The organism is Pelagibius sp. Alg239-R121 (genome assembly GCF_947331435.1).
GTDB lineage: Bacteria > Pseudomonadota > Alphaproteobacteria > Kiloniellales > Kiloniellaceae > Denitrobaculum.
On sequence record NZ_CAMZOF010000005.1, the window covers coordinates 404572 to 419946 of the forward strand.

At 58.0% G+C, this 15375-nt stretch carries 16 protein-coding genes; 3 read left to right on the top strand and 13 right to left on the bottom strand.

Translation table 11 applies throughout. The features are described from left to right. Window positions 1-38 precede the first annotated feature (38 nt). The 6 genes from QMZ18_RS18240 to QMZ18_RS18265 form a co-directional block, all read right to left on the bottom strand. Window positions 39-1277, bottom strand: coding sequence for an MFS transporter (locus tag QMZ18_RS18240; RefSeq protein WP_282607760.1), 1239 nt, complete (start codon window positions 1275-1277; stop codon window positions 39-41). A 199-nt stretch (window positions 1278-1476) separates the two neighbouring features. After that, complete coding sequence (gene sigJ, locus QMZ18_RS18245) at window positions 1477-2379, bottom strand: RNA polymerase sigma factor SigJ (protein WP_282607761.1); 903 nt, start codon at window positions 2377-2379, stop codon at window positions 1477-1479. Then, on the bottom strand, window positions 2379-2810 hold the full coding sequence (locus tag QMZ18_RS18250; RefSeq protein ID WP_282607762.1) for a carboxymuconolactone decarboxylase family protein: 432 nt from the start codon (window positions 2808-2810) through the stop codon (window positions 2379-2381). Before QMZ18_RS18250 ends, sigJ begins: the two co-directional genes overlap by 1 nt. Window positions 2811-3002: 192 nt before the next feature. Beyond that, the gene (locus QMZ18_RS18255) at window positions 3003-3455 is read right to left on the bottom strand and encodes an SRPBCC domain-containing protein (RefSeq protein WP_282607763.1); all 453 of its coding nucleotides are present in this window, start codon (window positions 3453-3455) and stop codon (window positions 3003-3005) included. An 11-nt stretch (window positions 3456-3466) separates the two neighbouring features. Next, window positions 3467-4255, bottom strand: coding sequence for a hypothetical protein (locus QMZ18_RS18260; RefSeq protein WP_282607764.1), 789 nt, complete (start codon window positions 4253-4255; stop codon window positions 3467-3469). A gap of 10 nt (window positions 4256-4265) precedes the next feature. After that, window positions 4266-4946 carry a glutathione S-transferase family protein gene (locus tag QMZ18_RS18265; RefSeq protein ID WP_282607765.1) on the bottom strand — a complete coding sequence of 227 codons (681 nt, stop codon included), beginning with the start codon at window positions 4944-4946 and terminating at the stop codon, window positions 4266-4268. Between the two features lie 337 nt (window positions 4947-5283). On the opposite strand from QMZ18_RS18265, the gene QMZ18_RS18270 reads away from it, so the two are divergent. Then, a complete protein-coding gene (locus QMZ18_RS18270) occupies window positions 5284-5616 on the top strand; it encodes a VOC family protein (protein ID WP_282607766.1) in 333 nt (110 codons plus the stop codon). Between the two features lie 53 nt (window positions 5617-5669). On the opposite strand, the gene QMZ18_RS18275 is transcribed toward QMZ18_RS18270, so the two are convergent. The 7 genes from QMZ18_RS18275 to QMZ18_RS18305 all read right to left on the bottom strand — a co-directional run bounded on the left by QMZ18_RS18275 (window position 5670) and on the right by QMZ18_RS18305 (window position 12397). After that, entirely contained in the window at window positions 5670-6071 is a 402-nt protein-coding gene (locus QMZ18_RS18275) for a GFA family protein (RefSeq protein ID WP_282607767.1), read from the bottom strand. Then, the gene (locus QMZ18_RS18280) at window positions 6068-6571 is read right to left on the bottom strand and encodes an SRPBCC domain-containing protein (RefSeq protein ID WP_282607768.1); all 504 of its coding nucleotides are present in this window, start codon (window positions 6569-6571) and stop codon (window positions 6068-6070) included. Before QMZ18_RS18280 ends, QMZ18_RS18275 begins: the two co-directional genes overlap by 4 nt. Then, the gene (locus tag QMZ18_RS18285) at window positions 6564-6893 is read right to left on the bottom strand and encodes a metalloregulator ArsR/SmtB family transcription factor (RefSeq protein ID WP_322097230.1); all 330 of its coding nucleotides are present in this window, start codon (window positions 6891-6893) and stop codon (window positions 6564-6566) included. The genes QMZ18_RS18280 and QMZ18_RS18285 overlap by 8 nt, the downstream gene beginning before the upstream one ends. Window positions 6894-7031: 138 nt before the next feature. Then, window positions 7032-9119, bottom strand: coding sequence for a metallophosphoesterase (locus QMZ18_RS18290; protein WP_282607770.1), 2088 nt, complete (start codon window positions 9117-9119; stop codon window positions 7032-7034). After that, complete coding sequence (locus QMZ18_RS18295; protein ID WP_282607771.1) at window positions 9116-10633, bottom strand: tripartite tricarboxylate transporter permease; 1518 nt, start codon at window positions 10631-10633, stop codon at window positions 9116-9118. The genes QMZ18_RS18290 and QMZ18_RS18295 overlap by 4 nt, the downstream gene beginning before the upstream one ends. 16 nt (window positions 10634-10649) lie before the next feature. Beyond that, window positions 10650-11189 carry a tripartite tricarboxylate transporter TctB family protein gene (locus tag QMZ18_RS18300; RefSeq protein WP_282607772.1) on the bottom strand — a complete coding sequence of 180 codons (540 nt, stop codon included), beginning with the start codon at window positions 11187-11189 and terminating at the stop codon, window positions 10650-10652. Then, a complete protein-coding gene (locus QMZ18_RS18305; protein ID WP_282607773.1) occupies window positions 11186-12397 on the bottom strand; it encodes an ROK family transcriptional regulator in 1212 nt (403 codons plus the stop codon). The genes QMZ18_RS18300 and QMZ18_RS18305 overlap by 4 nt, the downstream gene beginning before the upstream one ends. A gap of 257 nt (window positions 12398-12654) precedes the next feature. Between QMZ18_RS18305 and QMZ18_RS18310 the strand changes: the two genes are divergently transcribed. Together QMZ18_RS18310 and betC are read left to right on the top strand one after the other, a co-directional pair. Continuing rightward, entirely contained in the window at window positions 12655-13635 is a 981-nt protein-coding gene (locus QMZ18_RS18310; protein ID WP_282607774.1) for a tripartite tricarboxylate transporter substrate binding protein, read from the top strand. Window positions 13636-13752: 117 nt separating this feature from the next. Then, complete coding sequence (gene betC, locus QMZ18_RS18315; RefSeq protein WP_282607775.1) at window positions 13753-15297, top strand: choline-sulfatase; 1545 nt, start codon at window positions 13753-13755, stop codon at window positions 15295-15297. The last annotated feature ends 78 nt before the right edge of the window (window positions 15298-15375 follow it).

Sequence of the window (15375 nt, forward strand, 5' to 3'; positions counted from 1 at the left end):
CCATCAAGCTGATGATATACGCCTGTTTCAGCCAGCAGCTAGGCTTTGGCACGCCTGGCCTTTTTTGACATCACCATGAGCATGACCAAGCCCATGCCTGCGGCGGCCAAGGCTGTCATAAAGGGGGCCTGCGGCGAGAGAGACGCAAAGTAACCGCCGACGGCGGCCGCCAAACCGCCTGCAAGAACGGTTATCGCGCGATAGAGCCCCAATATTTGACCTTGTTGAGCCTTTGAGGCGGCATCCGAAACCAATACAGAGGTTGCCGTTTGACCGAAGTTGATGCCGATGGAGACCAGGATCGCGGGCAGGATATGGCCGGTTTGCGAGGTCGCCCGCACAAACAGCGCGATGCCGATAAACAAGAGGACGAACGAAGCCGCCGCGGTCGTGCCGGGTCCATAGCGCGTGACGATACGGCCAACGACCAGGCCGGAAAGAATAAGGGGCAGCGATAGGAGAGCTGCGTTTATCCCCAGCTCCCGCGGCGGTGTGTCGTAAAGCTGAACGAAAAAGACCGGAAAGAAGTCGAAGAAGATCATAACTGCCCAGTAAGTCAGGAACGACAGAACCAGTAGCCGGACAATCAGCGGGTCGCTGACCGCGCGAACCAGCGGGGGCGTGGGCTCTGTAACACAGCTGGGGTTGGTACGAGTGCCGCTGTTCAAAAAGAGCGGTACGACAAGCGCATTGAGCGCGAAAAGTCCGGCGGCGGTCCAGAAAGGAAAAGCAAACCCGAAAGCCTCCGACAGCGAAGGATCGGCAAGCACTCCCCCTAACACCGGTCCGACGACGAACCCGAGATCCATGGCAATGCCGATCACTGCAAAGTTGCGTGCCTTGCTTTCCGGACTGCTGACATCGGCGGCGAGCGACTGGACAATGGCGATATTGCCTTCGCCCAAACCTGCGACGAAGCGACCCAGAAACAATAGCGGCAGAGAATCAGCGGAAACACCTGCCGCGAGGAAAGCACCGCCGGCGACGGCCGTCAGCAGCGCGGCTTTCAACACCGGTTTGCGGCCAATGCGGTCGGACCAGTGTCCGAAAAGTGGTGCGCCGATAATCTGTCCCAGCGGATAGACCGCAATCGCGGCACCGAGCAACAGGGTGCGTGCCTGCGGTGACGTGTCATTCGCGAGCAGTGACCCGTCGAGGTCCAGGAACAGGTGGCTGAAGACCGGGTAGGGCAGTGAGAAGCCTATCCAGCCGATGAAGACCGTCATGAAGACGAGGACCATCGTTCTTGTCTCGGTGTTCTTCGATCGTTTTTTCATCTTGATGAAATCCTGTTCGCGCAGGGATCTGCCCGAGGACGGGCGAACACGCACGGGGATCGGGTTGAAGTCCGCTATCCGAAAAAGGGGAGTGGCGGCGGACGCAAGATCGTCAGAGGAAGCCCTGCGAACCCGCCGCCTGCCCGTCAGTGCAGACCGATCTCGTCGGGCGCGGCCTCGATTGCGATTTCGAATGCAGCTACGACTGTGGCGTCAGCTGCAGAGACTTATCGATGCGTGCCAGCTTGTCCGGATTGCGCATGATGAAGATGCCGGAAGCATTGAAAGCACTGTCGTAGGCAAAGGAGACGACGGCGACCGCGCATCCCTGTTCGCGCACGATGAGCGCCCGGCCCGAATTGATTTCCGTGGGGAAAACCTCTCCGGCTTGCCAGGCTGGCGAGAGGACATTCTCGACGAAGGCCAGGATCTCCGTCGCGCCTTCCAGCGTTTCACGGATCGCGACGACCTTACCGCCGCTGTCGGCGCTCAGGGTGGCGTCGTGCGACAGGAGACCTGCCAAGCGGTCGGTCGATCCTTCGGTGATTGCCGTATTGAAGGCAGCGACGAGTTCGTCCTGCTGCGCGCGTGGCACCTTGTGGGCGCTGTTGCCGCGGCGGACATTGGCCCGGGCTCTTGAAACCAGCTTCCGGCAGGCCGGTTCAGAGATCTCGAGGCTTTCGGCGACTTCTCCGTAATCCATGGCAAAGACGTCACGCAGCAGAAAGGCCGCGCGCTCCTTGGGCGCCAGCCGCTCAAGCACCAGAAGAAAAGCCGTGGTGATGCTTTCCGACAGGGCGACCTCGCTTTCCGGTGTGTCGAGCACCTGCGTATGGATCGGTTCCGGAAGCCACGCGCCGACATAGTTCGTCCGTGCGTGACGCGCCGATCTCAGCGTGTCGACCGCTTTGCGTGTACAGACCGTGGCCAGCCAGTTCCGGGCGCGGTCGACCTTTTCGTGATCGGCACTCATCCAGGCGAGGAGGGTATCCTGCACCACGTCTTCGGCTTCGGCGGCCGAGCCCAGGATCCGGTACGCCAGACCCATAAGCATGGGCCTGGCTGCTTCGAAGACCTTGTTGGCTTCCAGGTTCTGGGTCATCAGTGGTTCGATATCTGAATGCGGTTCCAGAGATTGATCATGGCGATCATCGAGGTGAGAGTCGAAATCTCATTGTCCGAGAAATGTTTTTTCAGCTCGCCCCGCAAGGCCGCCAGATCATGCGTTTGCCCCAGCTCGGTCAGCGCTTCGGTCCAGGCGAAAGCCGCTTTCTCGCGCAACGTAAAATCGGCGACCTGCCGCCAGACGATCAGGTGGTCGAGACGTTTATCGGTTTCTCCGTCCCGCCGGGCGTCCCGGGTGTGCATCTTCACGCAGAAGCCGCACTTGTTGACCTGAGAGGCGCGGAGCAGGATCAGATGGTGAAGTCCGACCTCGATGCCCCGCTCTCCGATCACGCCTTCCACGCTTTCCAGAGCGCCCAGAATGTCTGCACCCTGTTCGTAAAAGTTGATGCTGTTTGCGCTCGCCATTTTTATCTCCTTCATGGCAGTTCGTTACACTGTCAAAGAGAAGACGTTTGAGCCTGCCGTTTTGTGACGTCGTATTTTATCTAGAGCCTGTCGCACAATTTGAGTTCACCGGTTCCTCCGCACGCGTTGAGCCTCGCGAACACTGCCTCCTGCAGGCCTTGGACTGCTTGTATCCGGTTAAAGACGGCACGCTCAATAAGGTTTGCCGACACCGGTATCGAGGTATTTCTTCAGGCTGTCGACGAAGAACAGATCCCAGCCCTGCCTGCAGATGTCATAGCAAAGAAGGCGGGGATTGAGGCCGACGTGTTCGAAAGCGATTTCGGTCGCACCGCTGCGTGTTCCGATCTGCCAGAGCGCCTTGCTGCCGAGCCATTCCTGTTCGATTTCTGCTGGCTGTCCCTCATGCAGATGCAGAGCTTCCACGCAGGTCAGTTCGACCCGTTCTCCGGAAACGAGTTCGCTTGCCTCGAATGTCCAATAGGATTTTCCCGGCGGAAAGGTGAACTTTGCCCTGTCGCCGAGCTTTCTGATGGGGCGATCGGGTGTGGTCCACCACTCTGCGAAGCCCTGAGTCAGCGCGTGATAGGCATCTGCCGGACTGGCGCTGACCGTGATGGTTCTGGCGTAGTTATCTATGGACATGATTGCTGTTCCTATTTCTTTTTCTCGAGACACCAGTTCACATGAAGCGCGCAGAGCCGTTCGAGCAGGCCGGCATGCTTCTTCCGCAGGACGTCGGCTTTTGGTGTCGGCAGCATGAACATCATGTAACCGTGCGGACCACTGTCCGTGCCGCCGTGGTTCAGGACGAAGGGACCGCCGTTCATCGGCGTGTCGTTGCCGAGCTGCGCGCTGGTGACGTAGGGGGCATAGGGCATGTAATGCGGCATGCTCACCGTAATCATTTCGTCGGAGGTTTCCGGCGCCATGTAGGCCCGGTGGATCGGCGCCAGCATATAGGACAGCCCGCCCTTGGACGGCGCCCTGTAGCGGCCGTCGCGGTACCCGTTTCTAAGATCCGTTTTGGCTTCCTGGGGCGAGATACCCTTGGCACGCATTTCCGCCAGATCGAACCAGGGGGGCATGTGATGTTGTACGCCCACGCTGTCGAAGGCCATGGGGATAAGCTGGTCCCGCGGATAGGCATAAGACCAATCCGAGCCGTAGAAGCGGGTGCTTGTCCGCCCGACGAAGGTCGCGAAGCCGTTATTTCCTTCGCGGTGCAGAATATAGCCGCGCGCGGGGTCCAGCACATAGACCAATGCATCCTGCTGCAGGCGTTCGGGGAGCGCGCTCAGCGCCAATTCGACTTCAAGATCGCGCGGTAGGTCGACGAGTTCCTGAGCCACAGATGGTGTGGCCTGGCCGCCCACGATCAATGACAGGAACAATAAAACGGCGCCATGCCAGGCGCAGTGAAGGAAGCGCTTTTTCATTTTCATTTTTCAGGCTCTATGCGTTCCAGTGGATAGGGAAAGTTTTATCGACACCCGGCAGAGATTCGATGCGGGCCTTCCAGGCATCGAGCTTGGGATAGCTGAATGGCGGGTTGGCAAAGCCAAGCGCCGACATAAGCTTTGGCTTGGTTTCGACCGCTCGCTGGATCAGGCGAATTTCAGGAAAGGCGACGGCATCTGCTGCGCTCGGCGCATTGCCTGCGAGGAAGGGGCGGTCAGCGAGAAGGTCTTCCACGAACCGGCACTCGTCATGGAGCACTCTTGCTGCGGTGTTCAGCGCGATCATCTCGTCGCTGTCGAGTGGCGGCACGCTGCCGTCGCCGGTAAAGGCGGGTGCGAGCACGCCGGTGATCGCATCTCGCAGATAGTCGCAACATTCCAATGCGATCTGCCAGATTTCGGCGGCTTCTTCCGCTGTTTCACCGAACAGCGGATTTTCTGGGTGTTGCCGGTCAAGCCAGGCAAGGATGCCAATCGAATCCCGTAGAATCCGATCGCCGGCTTCGACAACCGGCACCGTTCCACGCGGGTTCAAGGCAAGGAACGCCGGCATTTTGTGCTCCCGTTTTGAACTTTGCAGATAGCGGGTGTTGTATTCCAGGCCTTTGAAGGCGAAACCGAGCAGGACGCGCCATCCGCGAGGCGCACCGCTAACGGTATGTAGTGTCAGCGTCATATCTTTTCCTTTCGACGAATGACTGTCGTTTAGGAAACGATAAGCTCGTGGTTCGATTTCGCAAGAAGGCAGAATTTTCGTATATAGTATCGTTTTCGATACTATTGGAGGTGAGCAACGGCCTTCCGGGGCGCAATATGTTTTTCTAAAAGGCCGTGTTGATGCGTTTTACGACCGATACATCGGTCTCTTCGAGCTACCGTTTACAGATTTTTGCACAGAGAAAAGTCCCTGAGCATTGTGCTCTCCAGCGCTTGGTCAAATGATGCGGCTTTGACATTTGCTTTTGCAAAACCGGCGTGCATAATCAGAACAAATAGTGAACATGAGGTATGTTATGAAAATCGATTATGTGGAAATGCCGGCGTTGGATTTTGGCGCCATGAAAGCCTTTTACGGCGCCGCGTTTGGTTGGGATTTCGAAGAATGGGGCGACGAGTATATGTCCTTCTCGAATTCAGGACTCGAGGGCGGCTTTCGTAAAGCGGATACATCGCCGCCGCGTGGCGGAAGCCTGGTTATTCTTCTGGCGGAGGACCTGGATGCGGCCGAGAAGGCCGTCACCGCAGCCGGAGGCGACATCATTGAACGGCACGAGTTTCCCGGCGGTCGACGGTTCCACTTTACCGATCCTTCGGGCAATGAACTCGCCATTTGGACAAAGACCTGATCATCCTTCAAAGGTGGTTTGGCGCTCTTGTTCTTGATAAAGTTTGAGAATATCTACCTGCCTGCGGTCAGAAGCTCTGGATTGACCTGGTCCCATGGCTGGGCGGCCTCCTCGAAGACCACGAACTTCGGTTCAAAGCGCGACGGGTCGTCCAGCGTTGCAGCGTGAATGTACAGCCGTTCGGGAAAGCGGGCCGTGCTGCTGAAGAGCGGCGAGCCGCAGGTCGGACAGAAGCTGGAACAGGTGACGGTGCCGTTCTCGATCGTCTGTTCGTATTGCCTGATCTCGCCGGCCAATCTTACCTCGTTGCGCTGAACGGCGAAGGCTGAGGAATGGCCGCCACCGGTGGCGCGTTGACACTTACGGCAATGGCAATGGAAGGCGAACTCGACTTCGCTGCTGGCACTGTAACGCACGGCACCACAAGCGCAGCCTCCGGACAGCTTCGGGCTCATGTCGTCGTCTCCTTACTTAACAGGAAATCTTCGAGACACAGGAGGCCACCGTTCCAGCCACCGAACAGAGCTTGGCGGGCAAAATCCGAAACGAGCTTTTCGTGTGTAACGGTCACTTCAGTTCCGATCTGGCAGGGCGCGAGTTCGACGGTTACGAGAGTTGGCTTGCCGTTCGCGTCGCGCCAACCTTCAACCTGTTCTTCTGATGCCCAGCTAAAGATCAATTTGTGTGGCGGTCTGATTTCAATGAAGGTTCCGAAGTGATGAAAGGCGTCGCCGCCGTCATTCTTCATCAGAAAGCGCCAGAGGCCGCCGACGCGCAGATCATGAGACAATACTTCCGCACGAAAGCCGGGCGGGCCGAACCACTTTGCCAGGGACGAAGGATTTACCCAGGCGTCGAATACGGCTTCGGGTGTGGCCCTGTAGCTCCGTTGTGCGATTAGCTTTTCCGCCGAAATCAGACTGGCGTGGTTTTCCACCGAATCGTTTCTAGACATCATCACCCTCGAGAAATTCTCCTAATGCATCGAGCTTTTGGTCCCAGAAGCGTTGGTAGCCGGTCAGCCAGCTTGTGGCTTCTCTCAAGGGTGCGGCGTTAAGCTGGCAACGGATGTTTTTGCCTTCCCTGATCCGGCTCATAAGCCCAACGTCGGCCAGGACGTGGACGTGTCTGGAAACTGCAGCCAGTGACATGTCATGAGGTTCTGCAAGCTCATTGACCGTAGCATCGCCTTGGGAAAGACGTGTTAAAATTGCGCGCCGGGTCGGATCGGCCAGAGCGCCGAAGACGGCATCCATATCGGATCTGGATTGGCGCACCATTGTGCTCCTCACATACAATCAACATAATTATTGAATGTAGCATATGGGCAGATTCATTCAACAAATTTGTTAAATGAATCTGCGGCCACCTGTCGATAGACTGATTGCACGGCAAAGGATTGCGGAAGGTTCCTGCTAGATTTGCAGCAGGATGGGTAAGTCGTCGCGAACCCGCATAAGAGTTTCTCCGGCTTCAGACGGGTAACTTACGGGATGTATGATTCCGGTTCCCAGGTCGACCGAATGCACTCTGCTGGAAGAGGGGAGTGGGATCCTGATCTCCGAGCGGGAAGCTTCTGCGACCGCAAGTAAGAACGTAAATCGCATTCCCTTGATCGACATAACCCGTCCGCCGTCGACAATACTGCAGGAACCGGCGGTGAAAGGACCCGGATCCTGGCTCAGAGCCGCGTTCAGGTGCCGCACGATGTGAAAAGCCTTCCGCGGGTTGTTCAGACGGTCGAGCACACCGTTGCGGACGAAGTATCCTCTGTCATTGTCGATGAAGGTATCGGCGTAGACGGAGACGTTATCCTGTGCGACGGATGCGAAGAGGGCTTCGGCGATGCGATTGCCTGCCCAGACATCGTCTTGAGTGGCTTCGGCGGGATCCGCTCCACACATTCGAAGGTGTACCGAGGCCTTGACACCCAATCCGGCCGCAAGTGCACCTGCTTCCTGAATCGCTTCCCAGGGTCTGCGGTTTGCAGTGAGCCGGAAGACGAAGCCGTCCAACGCGCCCGTCATGTCTTCGCGGTCCAGAATGGCTTCCATTTGTTCGTAATCTTCAGCGAGGAAACCCTGGTTGATCACGTGGTAATAGCGTCCCGCTTCTTCGCGAAGCTCGTCGATCGATCGCAGTCTTGACAGGTAAACCGGTAGATCGGCTTGGCGCGCTATCTGGCCGATGTCACTGGCAATGCGTTCAAAGACCTCCCAATTCACGCCGATTTCCCAGGCCGAAAAAATGTCCTGGTTGTCGAGGATCAACTTCGTCGTGTGCGTGTTCGGTACACCGAAGGAAAACAGAGTGAATTCGTGACCCTGGCCCCGCAGCATGCGCATGCGTTCGCAGGCGTCGGTGACCATAAGATCGCGCAGGGGGACGCGGAGTTTGCGAACGCCCATCTCCCAGAGTGCCATGAGCGGATAGTCGTTGCGCACTTCCTTGCGGTCGAATTCGTCCAGTCCGCCAGTCGGAGGAATCTCAACGATCTCCATCCAGTTCTGGCGCATGTCGAAGCCGAAGCCTGCGTGAGGATTTAGGCGCGGATGAACCGGCATTACCCCTTGAACCGCCGCGCGCTCGGGCGTGCCGGGATCGAGGGTTTTTCCGTAGGTCCGGATGACGTCGCAGAGATGGCCGCCTTCGTAAACCCGGACGACGAAATAGCCCAGTTTGGCTTTGTCATTGCGCCCGGCCTGGTCGTCAGGGCCCGGCTTGATCCGGAACATCTCGCTGTAGTCCTGTCGCACAAAGGCGGTGGAGGGCAGCAGGTAGCAATCGGTGTTGGCGTAACGGTTGTACCAGAAGTTATGAACATGTCCGATGAAGAGCGCCTCGATGTCGTATTGCTTCAGCAGGTTCAGCATCCAACTGCGGCCGGGCTCGCCGATATTATCGTAGTTTTCCTCTTCATCGGGCCGCGTGAAATAGGGCGGATAGTGACTATTGAGAAAGATACGCTTGCCGCTATTGGCCTTCAGGTCATTTTCCAGCCACAGCCGTTGTTCCTCTTCGCAGGCGAGGCCTGAATTGATGATCTGTGCGTTGATGATGACGAAGTGGCAGTCACCATGATCGAAGGCATGGTAATGCGCGCCAAAGTGCTTTTCCCAGAGGGCGACATAGGCATCGCAGATCTGGGCGGCGGGCGCCCAGTCGTTGGGTTTGTCGCCGATGTCGTGGTTGCCGGGAACCAGATGGAGTTGGTGCTGAAGGTCGGCGACCTGTTCGTGGAAGCGTGCCGCTGCCTGTTCGTAGAGTTCGGGAATCGCAGGCACCGGATGGATCAGATCACCGACGTTGATGACGAAGGCCAGGTCGCGTTGGTTGAGGTCACGCACGACATGACGCATGCGCCGGTTTGCCAAGCGGTTAACCTCAAAGGGCGAGTTGCACTCGTCCTCTCCCTGATTAAGGTGGGTGTCGGTTATCACGGCGAAGGAGAAGAGCAGGCTACCCAGACCCTGGTCAGAACCGGTGTTTTGCTGGCCGTTCATGTGCGGGCGGCTTCCGCGGTTGTGCTTGCCTTTGCTTTCGCCCGGGAGTCCCGAATATGGCTACGCACGACCAAGAAGATCGAGAGGGCCGTGAGGGCCCAGAACACCCAGCAGATGGCGTTGTGGAAGAAGATACCGTAGCTGCCGTCTGAGAGCAGCAATGACTGGCGGAAATTATCCTCCAGCAACGGACCCAGGATAAAGGCGATCAGGAAGGGGGCGGCTGGGACCTCCAGGCGCAGCATGGTAAACCCGACGATCCCCATGCAGGACATGACAAGGATGTCGAACAGGCTGTTGTTGACGGCATAGGCGCCGAAAATGCAGAGCACCAGCACGATTGGGTAGAGCAGGTTGTTGGGTACGTCTGATATGCGGCTGATGGTGCGGATGGAGCATTTGCCGATGACGAAGAGGTAAGCTGAACTGAGCATGATGCCGATAAAGATGGCGTAGATCATCGTCAGGTTTTGTTCGAACATTACGGGGCCGGGTTTCAGGCCGTGAATCATGAAGGCGCCGAGGATGACCGCGGTAATGACATCGCCGGGCACACCCAATGCCAGCAACGGGATCATGGTCGCTCCGGCCACCCCGTTGTTGCCGGCTTCGGCGGCGGCAACCCCTTCGATCTCACCCTTACCGAAGTTCTCTTTGTTCTTCGATGTCCGCCGCGCCTCGCTGTAGGACAGGAAGGCGGAGGGCGCACCGCCGATGCCGGGGATGGCGCCGAGTACGACGCCGATCAGGCTGCCGCGCAGGATCGATTTGAAGCAGCTGCGGAACTCGGCGAAGGTCGCACCGACTTTGCCCAGAGCGCCGACCGAAACGTGGCCGTCGTTTTTCTTGGCATAGTGGTTGATGATCTCCGGCAATGCAAAGAGGCCGATTAGAACCGGAATGAAATTGAGCCCGGACATCAGCTCGTACTCGCCGAAGATAAAGCGCTCGGTTCCGTAAATGATGTCCAGTCCGATCGTTGCCAGAAGCAGACCAAGGCAAGCGGAGACGATCCCCTTCGAAAGCCGGTCCCCGGAGACGCCGGATATAATGGTCAGGGAGAAAACGATCAGGGTGAAGAATTCGGGCGGGCCGAAGCGCAGCGCAAAGCTCGCGAGAAACCCGGTCAGTAGTATGAGCGACAGATTCGATACGAAGTCGGCGAAACAGGAAGCGTAAAGGGCCATGTCAAGTGCCCGCCGCGCCTCGCCGCGTTGGGCCATCGGAAAGCCGTCGAGCACGGTGCAGGATGCAGCCGGCGTTCCCGGCGCTTTCAACAGGATTGCGGTGATGGACCCGCCGTAGAGTCCGCCTTTGTATACGCCGAGCAGAAGTAGGATGCCGGTCACCGGGTGCATGGTGAAGGTAAAGGGCAGTGCCAGGGCCACCCCCATTGGTGTGGTCATGCCGGGAATGGCGCCTATTATGGTGCCGATCAGCACACCGATGAAAATGACAAGGATGTTTTCGAAGCTGAGGAACAGGAAAAAGGCTTCGGTCAGATTTTCGATCATGGCGGTTCTCCCGGCCTCAACGGAGTTGTTCGAACAGGCCGAGCGGCATCGGCACGTTGGCGACGTAAACGAAGAAGACGTAAAGCAATGTTGGCAGCAGGATTGCGATCGGCAGGATGTAGCGCCAGCGGCGTTCGCCGGTGAAGCGCATCATGAACAGAAGCAGAAGCATGGTTCCAAGGACAATGCCAGTGTAGGGAAGGGCAAAGTAGAGAGCAAAAATAGCCCCTAATGCCGCGACGACCCGAACTGCGGCCTCTGCCGGAGGGCGGTCTTGTTCGACAACTTCGGTTTCAGGCGTTGTGTCCTTCGACGCAATGACCGGCGAGGTGGCTGTCTGCCGTCTGCGATCCGACAGGCCTTCCAGAACGACAACGGCGCCGGCGAGCCCTGCAAAGACCAGAACGATGAAGGGCCAGAAGTCGGGTGCCAGGGGCCTGACTTCGATGTTTTCCGGAGCGTCGACGCCGAGGGGGATTGCGACGAACAGCCCCAGCATTGCCAGCGCGACGATGGCGGCTCCCAGTCCGATTTCACGGTTTGCATTGCTGATCATGCCACTTGGGTCCTGTCCAATTGCGAAAGGTCAATATCGCGGCAGAGAAGAAACTCGTTGATGGCGAGCCAACGGGCCGCAGCCTGACTGGTCATGGCGCTGATGCGCAGCCGGTCCAATTCCGAGTCGCGTGGCCAAATGCCGTCAATCGCGGCACGCAGGCCTTCGACGTATTGTGGGCTGTTGACCAGCGGGCCCGAGACAATGACCATCTCGGGATGAAGAATTTCCGTTACTGTCTCGACCAGGTCGGCGAGCGATTGTCCAGCCTTGGTCAGCGCTGTTCGGGCGGAATCATTCCCACCATTTGCAGCGTCCATGGCCTCGATCAGGCTGGCGGCGGAGGGCAGCGGTGCGTCTGGCGAGGGGCGGCGTCCGACGTCCATATGACGCAGCACACCCCAGCCGCCGGCGACTTCGTTCACGGTCAGCCGCTGGCCTTTGGCGTCGCGCCACAGTCCCACGTCGTAGACAAGTCCAGCCGAAAAATCCTTGCCGCGCAGCAGGCGGTTGTCGAGCAACAGGCTGCCGCCGATCCCGAGCGAGGCATTAAAGAGAACGACACTGTGATGTCCGCGACCGATGCCGAAACGGGTCTCCGCCAGGTTCACTGCGTTGGGGATGCTCTCGACATGGATCGGCATTTCGAGGGCCTGCGACAGGAAACTTCCGATTTCGACGTTTTTCCAACCCATCGACGAAGCGTGGAGGACGGTTCCAGCGTCCGGATTGACGGCGCCGGCTACGGCGATACTGCCGCCGAAGATCCTGCCTTTTGGAACCTCTGCCTCTCTGATGATATCCAGAGCAGCCTCTGCGACGCGCGCAAGAACGTCATTCGGGTCAGCGAAATCCGCTAGGCTCAGTTCGCGCCGGGCAACCGCACGGTTCTTAACGTCGGCGAGCGTGATCGTTTGCTGAAAAGCATTGATGCTGATGCCCAGGACATATCCGCCCTTGGGGTTTACATCCAAGGTTACGAAGCGGCGCCCCGGCCGGTTGGGGGCGGGGAGGGATTCACCTTCGGTTACCAGACCCGCCTCGATGAATTCCCGTGAAATGCGCGAGACCGAAGCGTTGGTCAGGCCTGTGCGCTGCGAGATCTCGGTGCGCGCCAGCGGTCCGTTCAGAATGATCTCGGATAACACCAGTCGGCGGTTGATCAGCTTAACGTCCTGGCGGGAGAAGTCCAAAGCGACGATCGACACGGCAGTGTTCCCTGTGTTCATTATTTAATTGCATACTGTAAGCAAATATGATTGAATAATTCTCATAAGTCAACGAAAAAAGCGCAAGAAGCGCAGAAACCTTGAGGTTTTCGGCTAATGTGCCGGGTAAGCAAGGCTGTTGCGACCCCAGGGCTCCGTGCCGAAAAGGTGTCGATTAACGATCGAGACCGCTCGGACGGGTCGCTGATAACGATCAGGGGCACTGCAATGGGGAAACGTTCTTTTGGGAGGTATGAATGAACCGTCTTTTGAAAACATTTGCCGGGGCTGCGTTTGCCGCTTCGACTGTCCTAACCACCGCCGCACAAGCGGAATATCCCACCAAACCCGTCACGCTTGTGTCGCCCTACGGGCCAGGCGGCGCAGCGGATCTCGCGGCGCGGACACTCTCGGCCACTGCGCCAGGACTGCTGGGTAACGGCATCCTCGTCGTGAACCGCACGGGAGCCGCCGGTGTCACCGGTTCGACCTTTGTCGCGAAATCACGTCCTGATGGCTACACGCTGTTACTTGCCCGCGTCGGTTCACAAGCGGCGGTGCCGGCGATCAATCGCAAGATCCCCTACAAATGGGACGACTTCACCTTTCTGGGCATGCTGGAACAGAACCCTTTCGTGCTGACCATCAACGCGGATTCTCCCTACCAGACCTTCGATGAACTTAAGGCTGCGATCAAAGGCGGCGAAAAGTTAAGCTATGCTTCTGCTGGTGTCGGCACGCTGTTGCATCTTGCCATGGTGGTTCTGCAGGACGATCTGGGTGTTGAGGCTTCGTCGCTGAAGCATATTCCCTTCAAGGGCGGCGGGAAGGCGGCAGCTGCCGTTGTGGGTGGCCATGTCGACCTGCTCTTCCAGAATCTGTCCGGTGTTATCGGTAATATCCAATCCGGCAAGCTTCGGGCCCTGGCAGTGACCACCGACAAACGCGTGGCCTCGATTAAGGATGTGCCCACCGTTAGCGAGTTGGGACATCCGGGTCTGGGGGTCATTGTTGGCTGGAGCGGCCTATGGGGACCGAAGGATCTGTCTGATGACGTCGTCACCAAGTGGACGGGCGTGCTGCAGGGGCTCGGAGAAGACAAAGCCTGGAACAAGATGACTGCGGGCCTCGGTTCCGTGCCGACGATCATGAACCCGACCGATACCCACGAATTCGTAAAGGCGCAGTATGAGACTTTCCGCGAGGTCACCGAACGTCTTGGTTTGACAATTAAGTGACTTGCGGCCTGTGCCTCCCGGAGGGGCCGGCTTTATGCCGGCCCCTTTTTCTCCATAGTGCGGCCACGAACATGAACCGCTGGTAATTTGTTGAAGGCGAATGACAAGAGGACGCCGATGAAAACCCCGAACATCCTGGTCATCCAAGTCGATCAAATGACCCCCATGGCGATGTCGGCCTATGGACATCCACTGGTCAAGACGCCTCATCTGGACGCGCTCGCAGAGACCGGCGTCGTGTTCGAAAACGCCTATTGCAATTTTCCGCTCTGCGTGCCGTCACGTGTCTCGATGATGGCAGGCCGACTGGCAAATGCCATCGGTGCCTGGGATAATGCTATCGAGATGCCGGCTTCGGTGCCGACCCTGGCGCACTATCTGCGTAATGCCGGATATCACACCGTGCTTTGCGGCAAGATGCACTTTATCGGGCCCGACCAGGTGCATGGTTTCGACGAACGCATCACCACCGATGTCTACCCTTCCAACTTCGCCTGGACACCTGACTGGATCGTGGGCGAACGCTATCGCCCGACCGGAATCTCTCCACGCGCCGTGGTCGAGGCAGGGGTCTGTACTCGCAGTCTCCAGATCGACTACGACGATGAAGTCGAGCATGCCGGCATACAAAAACTCTACGATCTGGCCCGCTTCAATAGCGATAAACCTTTCCTGCACTGGGTGTCCTTCACCCACCCGCATTCGCCCTTTATCACGCCTCAGAAATACTGGGATCTCTACGATCACGACGCCATCGACATGCCGAAGGTTCCACCCATTCCCGTCGAGGAATTGGACACCTTCTCGCGCTGGCTTCACTACGCCCATGCGCAGGATCGACTGACCATCGAGGAAGAACACGTGCGCAATGCGCGCCATGCCTACTACGGCATGTGCAGCTACCTCGACGATAAAGTCGGACGTATCATGGGGGTTCTGCGCGAAACCGGCCTGGATGAGAATACGATGGTCGTGTTTACATCAGACCACGGGGAGATGCTTGGCGAGCGCGGCATGTGGTTCAAGCAGAGTTTTTTTGAATCCTCGACACGTGTCCCCTTGATAATTTCCGCACCGAAATCCCTTCCGAACGCACTTGGGTCCGGCCGCGTCTCCGAGTTGGTGTCGCTGGTCGATCTCTTGCCGACCTTTATGGATGTGGCGACCGAAGGAAACGCGCCGGAGCCGGTCTCGCCTCTGGACGGCCATTCTCTGATGCGCCTGATGACGGGTGACGACCCACGGTGGGACAACGTGGTTATTTCGGAATACACCGGTGAAGGTGTGATCGCGCCCTGCCGGATGCTGCGCCGTGATAACTACAAGTATGTCTATACCCACGGACATCCCGGCATGCTGTTCGATCTGGACCGGGATCCCCTGGAACTCACCAATCTGGCCGGCAACCCCGATACTTTGGAACTCGAGCAGCAGCTTCTCGCTGATCTGCTTGAGGGCTGGAACCCCGATGAGATCTACGCGCTTTGCATTCAGAGCCAGAAAGAGCGCATGTTCATTCAGGCTGCGACCGGCGGCGAGCCCAACTGGGCGCACCAAAGCCGGATCGGAGACGAGCACCGCTATGTGCGAAACTCCGGCGCGGTGGAAACCAAGGGCCTGTCACGCTTCCCCTTTGTCGAGCCGACCCCTTTCGAGCGCTGATCCTTTTTGGGGCCCGACCCAATCGAGCCTTCCGGCGTCTGTTTCGATGGACGTGATGTACTTGCCTGATTAGGTTGT

Bases quoted from the DNA above. Each gene is read 5' to 3' on its own strand.
- QMZ18_RS18240 (WP_282607760.1), bottom strand. From the start codon at position 1,277: ATGAAAAAACGATCGAAGAACACCGAGACAAGAACGATGGTCCTCGTC.
- sigJ (WP_282607761.1), bottom strand. From the start codon at position 2,379: ATGACCCAGAACCTGGAAGCCAACAAGGTCTTCGAAGCAGCCAGGCCC.
- QMZ18_RS18250 (WP_282607762.1), bottom strand. From the start codon at position 2,810: ATGGCGAGCGCAAACAGCATCAACTTTTACGAACAGGGTGCAGACATT.
- QMZ18_RS18255 (WP_282607763.1), bottom strand. From the start codon at position 3,455: ATGTCCATAGATAACTACGCCAGAACCATCACGGTCAGCGCCAGTCCG.
- QMZ18_RS18260 (WP_282607764.1), bottom strand. From the start codon at position 4,255: ATGAAAATGAAAAAGCGCTTCCTTCACTGCGCCTGGCATGGCGCCGTT.
- QMZ18_RS18265 (WP_282607765.1), bottom strand. From the start codon at position 4,946: ATGACGCTGACACTACATACCGTTAGCGGTGCGCCTCGCGGATGGCGC.
- QMZ18_RS18270 (WP_282607766.1), top strand. From the start codon at position 5,284: ATGAAAATCGATTATGTGGAAATGCCGGCGTTGGATTTTGGCGCCATG.
- QMZ18_RS18275 (WP_282607767.1), bottom strand. From the start codon at position 6,071: ATGAGCCCGAAGCTGTCCGGAGGCTGCGCTTGTGGTGCCGTGCGTTAC.
- QMZ18_RS18280 (WP_282607768.1), bottom strand. From the start codon at position 6,571: ATGTCTAGAAACGATTCGGTGGAAAACCACGCCAGTCTGATTTCGGCG.
- QMZ18_RS18290 (WP_282607770.1), bottom strand. From the start codon at position 9,119: ATGAACGGCCAGCAAAACACCGGTTCTGACCAGGGTCTGGGTAGCCTG.
- QMZ18_RS18295 (WP_282607771.1), bottom strand. From the start codon at position 10,633: ATGATCGAAAATCTGACCGAAGCCTTTTTCCTGTTCCTCAGCTTCGAA.
- QMZ18_RS18300 (WP_282607772.1), bottom strand. From the start codon at position 11,189: ATGATCAGCAATGCAAACCGTGAAATCGGACTGGGAGCCGCCATCGTC.
- QMZ18_RS18310 (WP_282607774.1), top strand. From the start codon at position 12,655: ATGAACCGTCTTTTGAAAACATTTGCCGGGGCTGCGTTTGCCGCTTCG.
- betC (WP_282607775.1), top strand. From the start codon at position 13,753: ATGAAAACCCCGAACATCCTGGTCATCCAAGTCGATCAAATGACCCCC.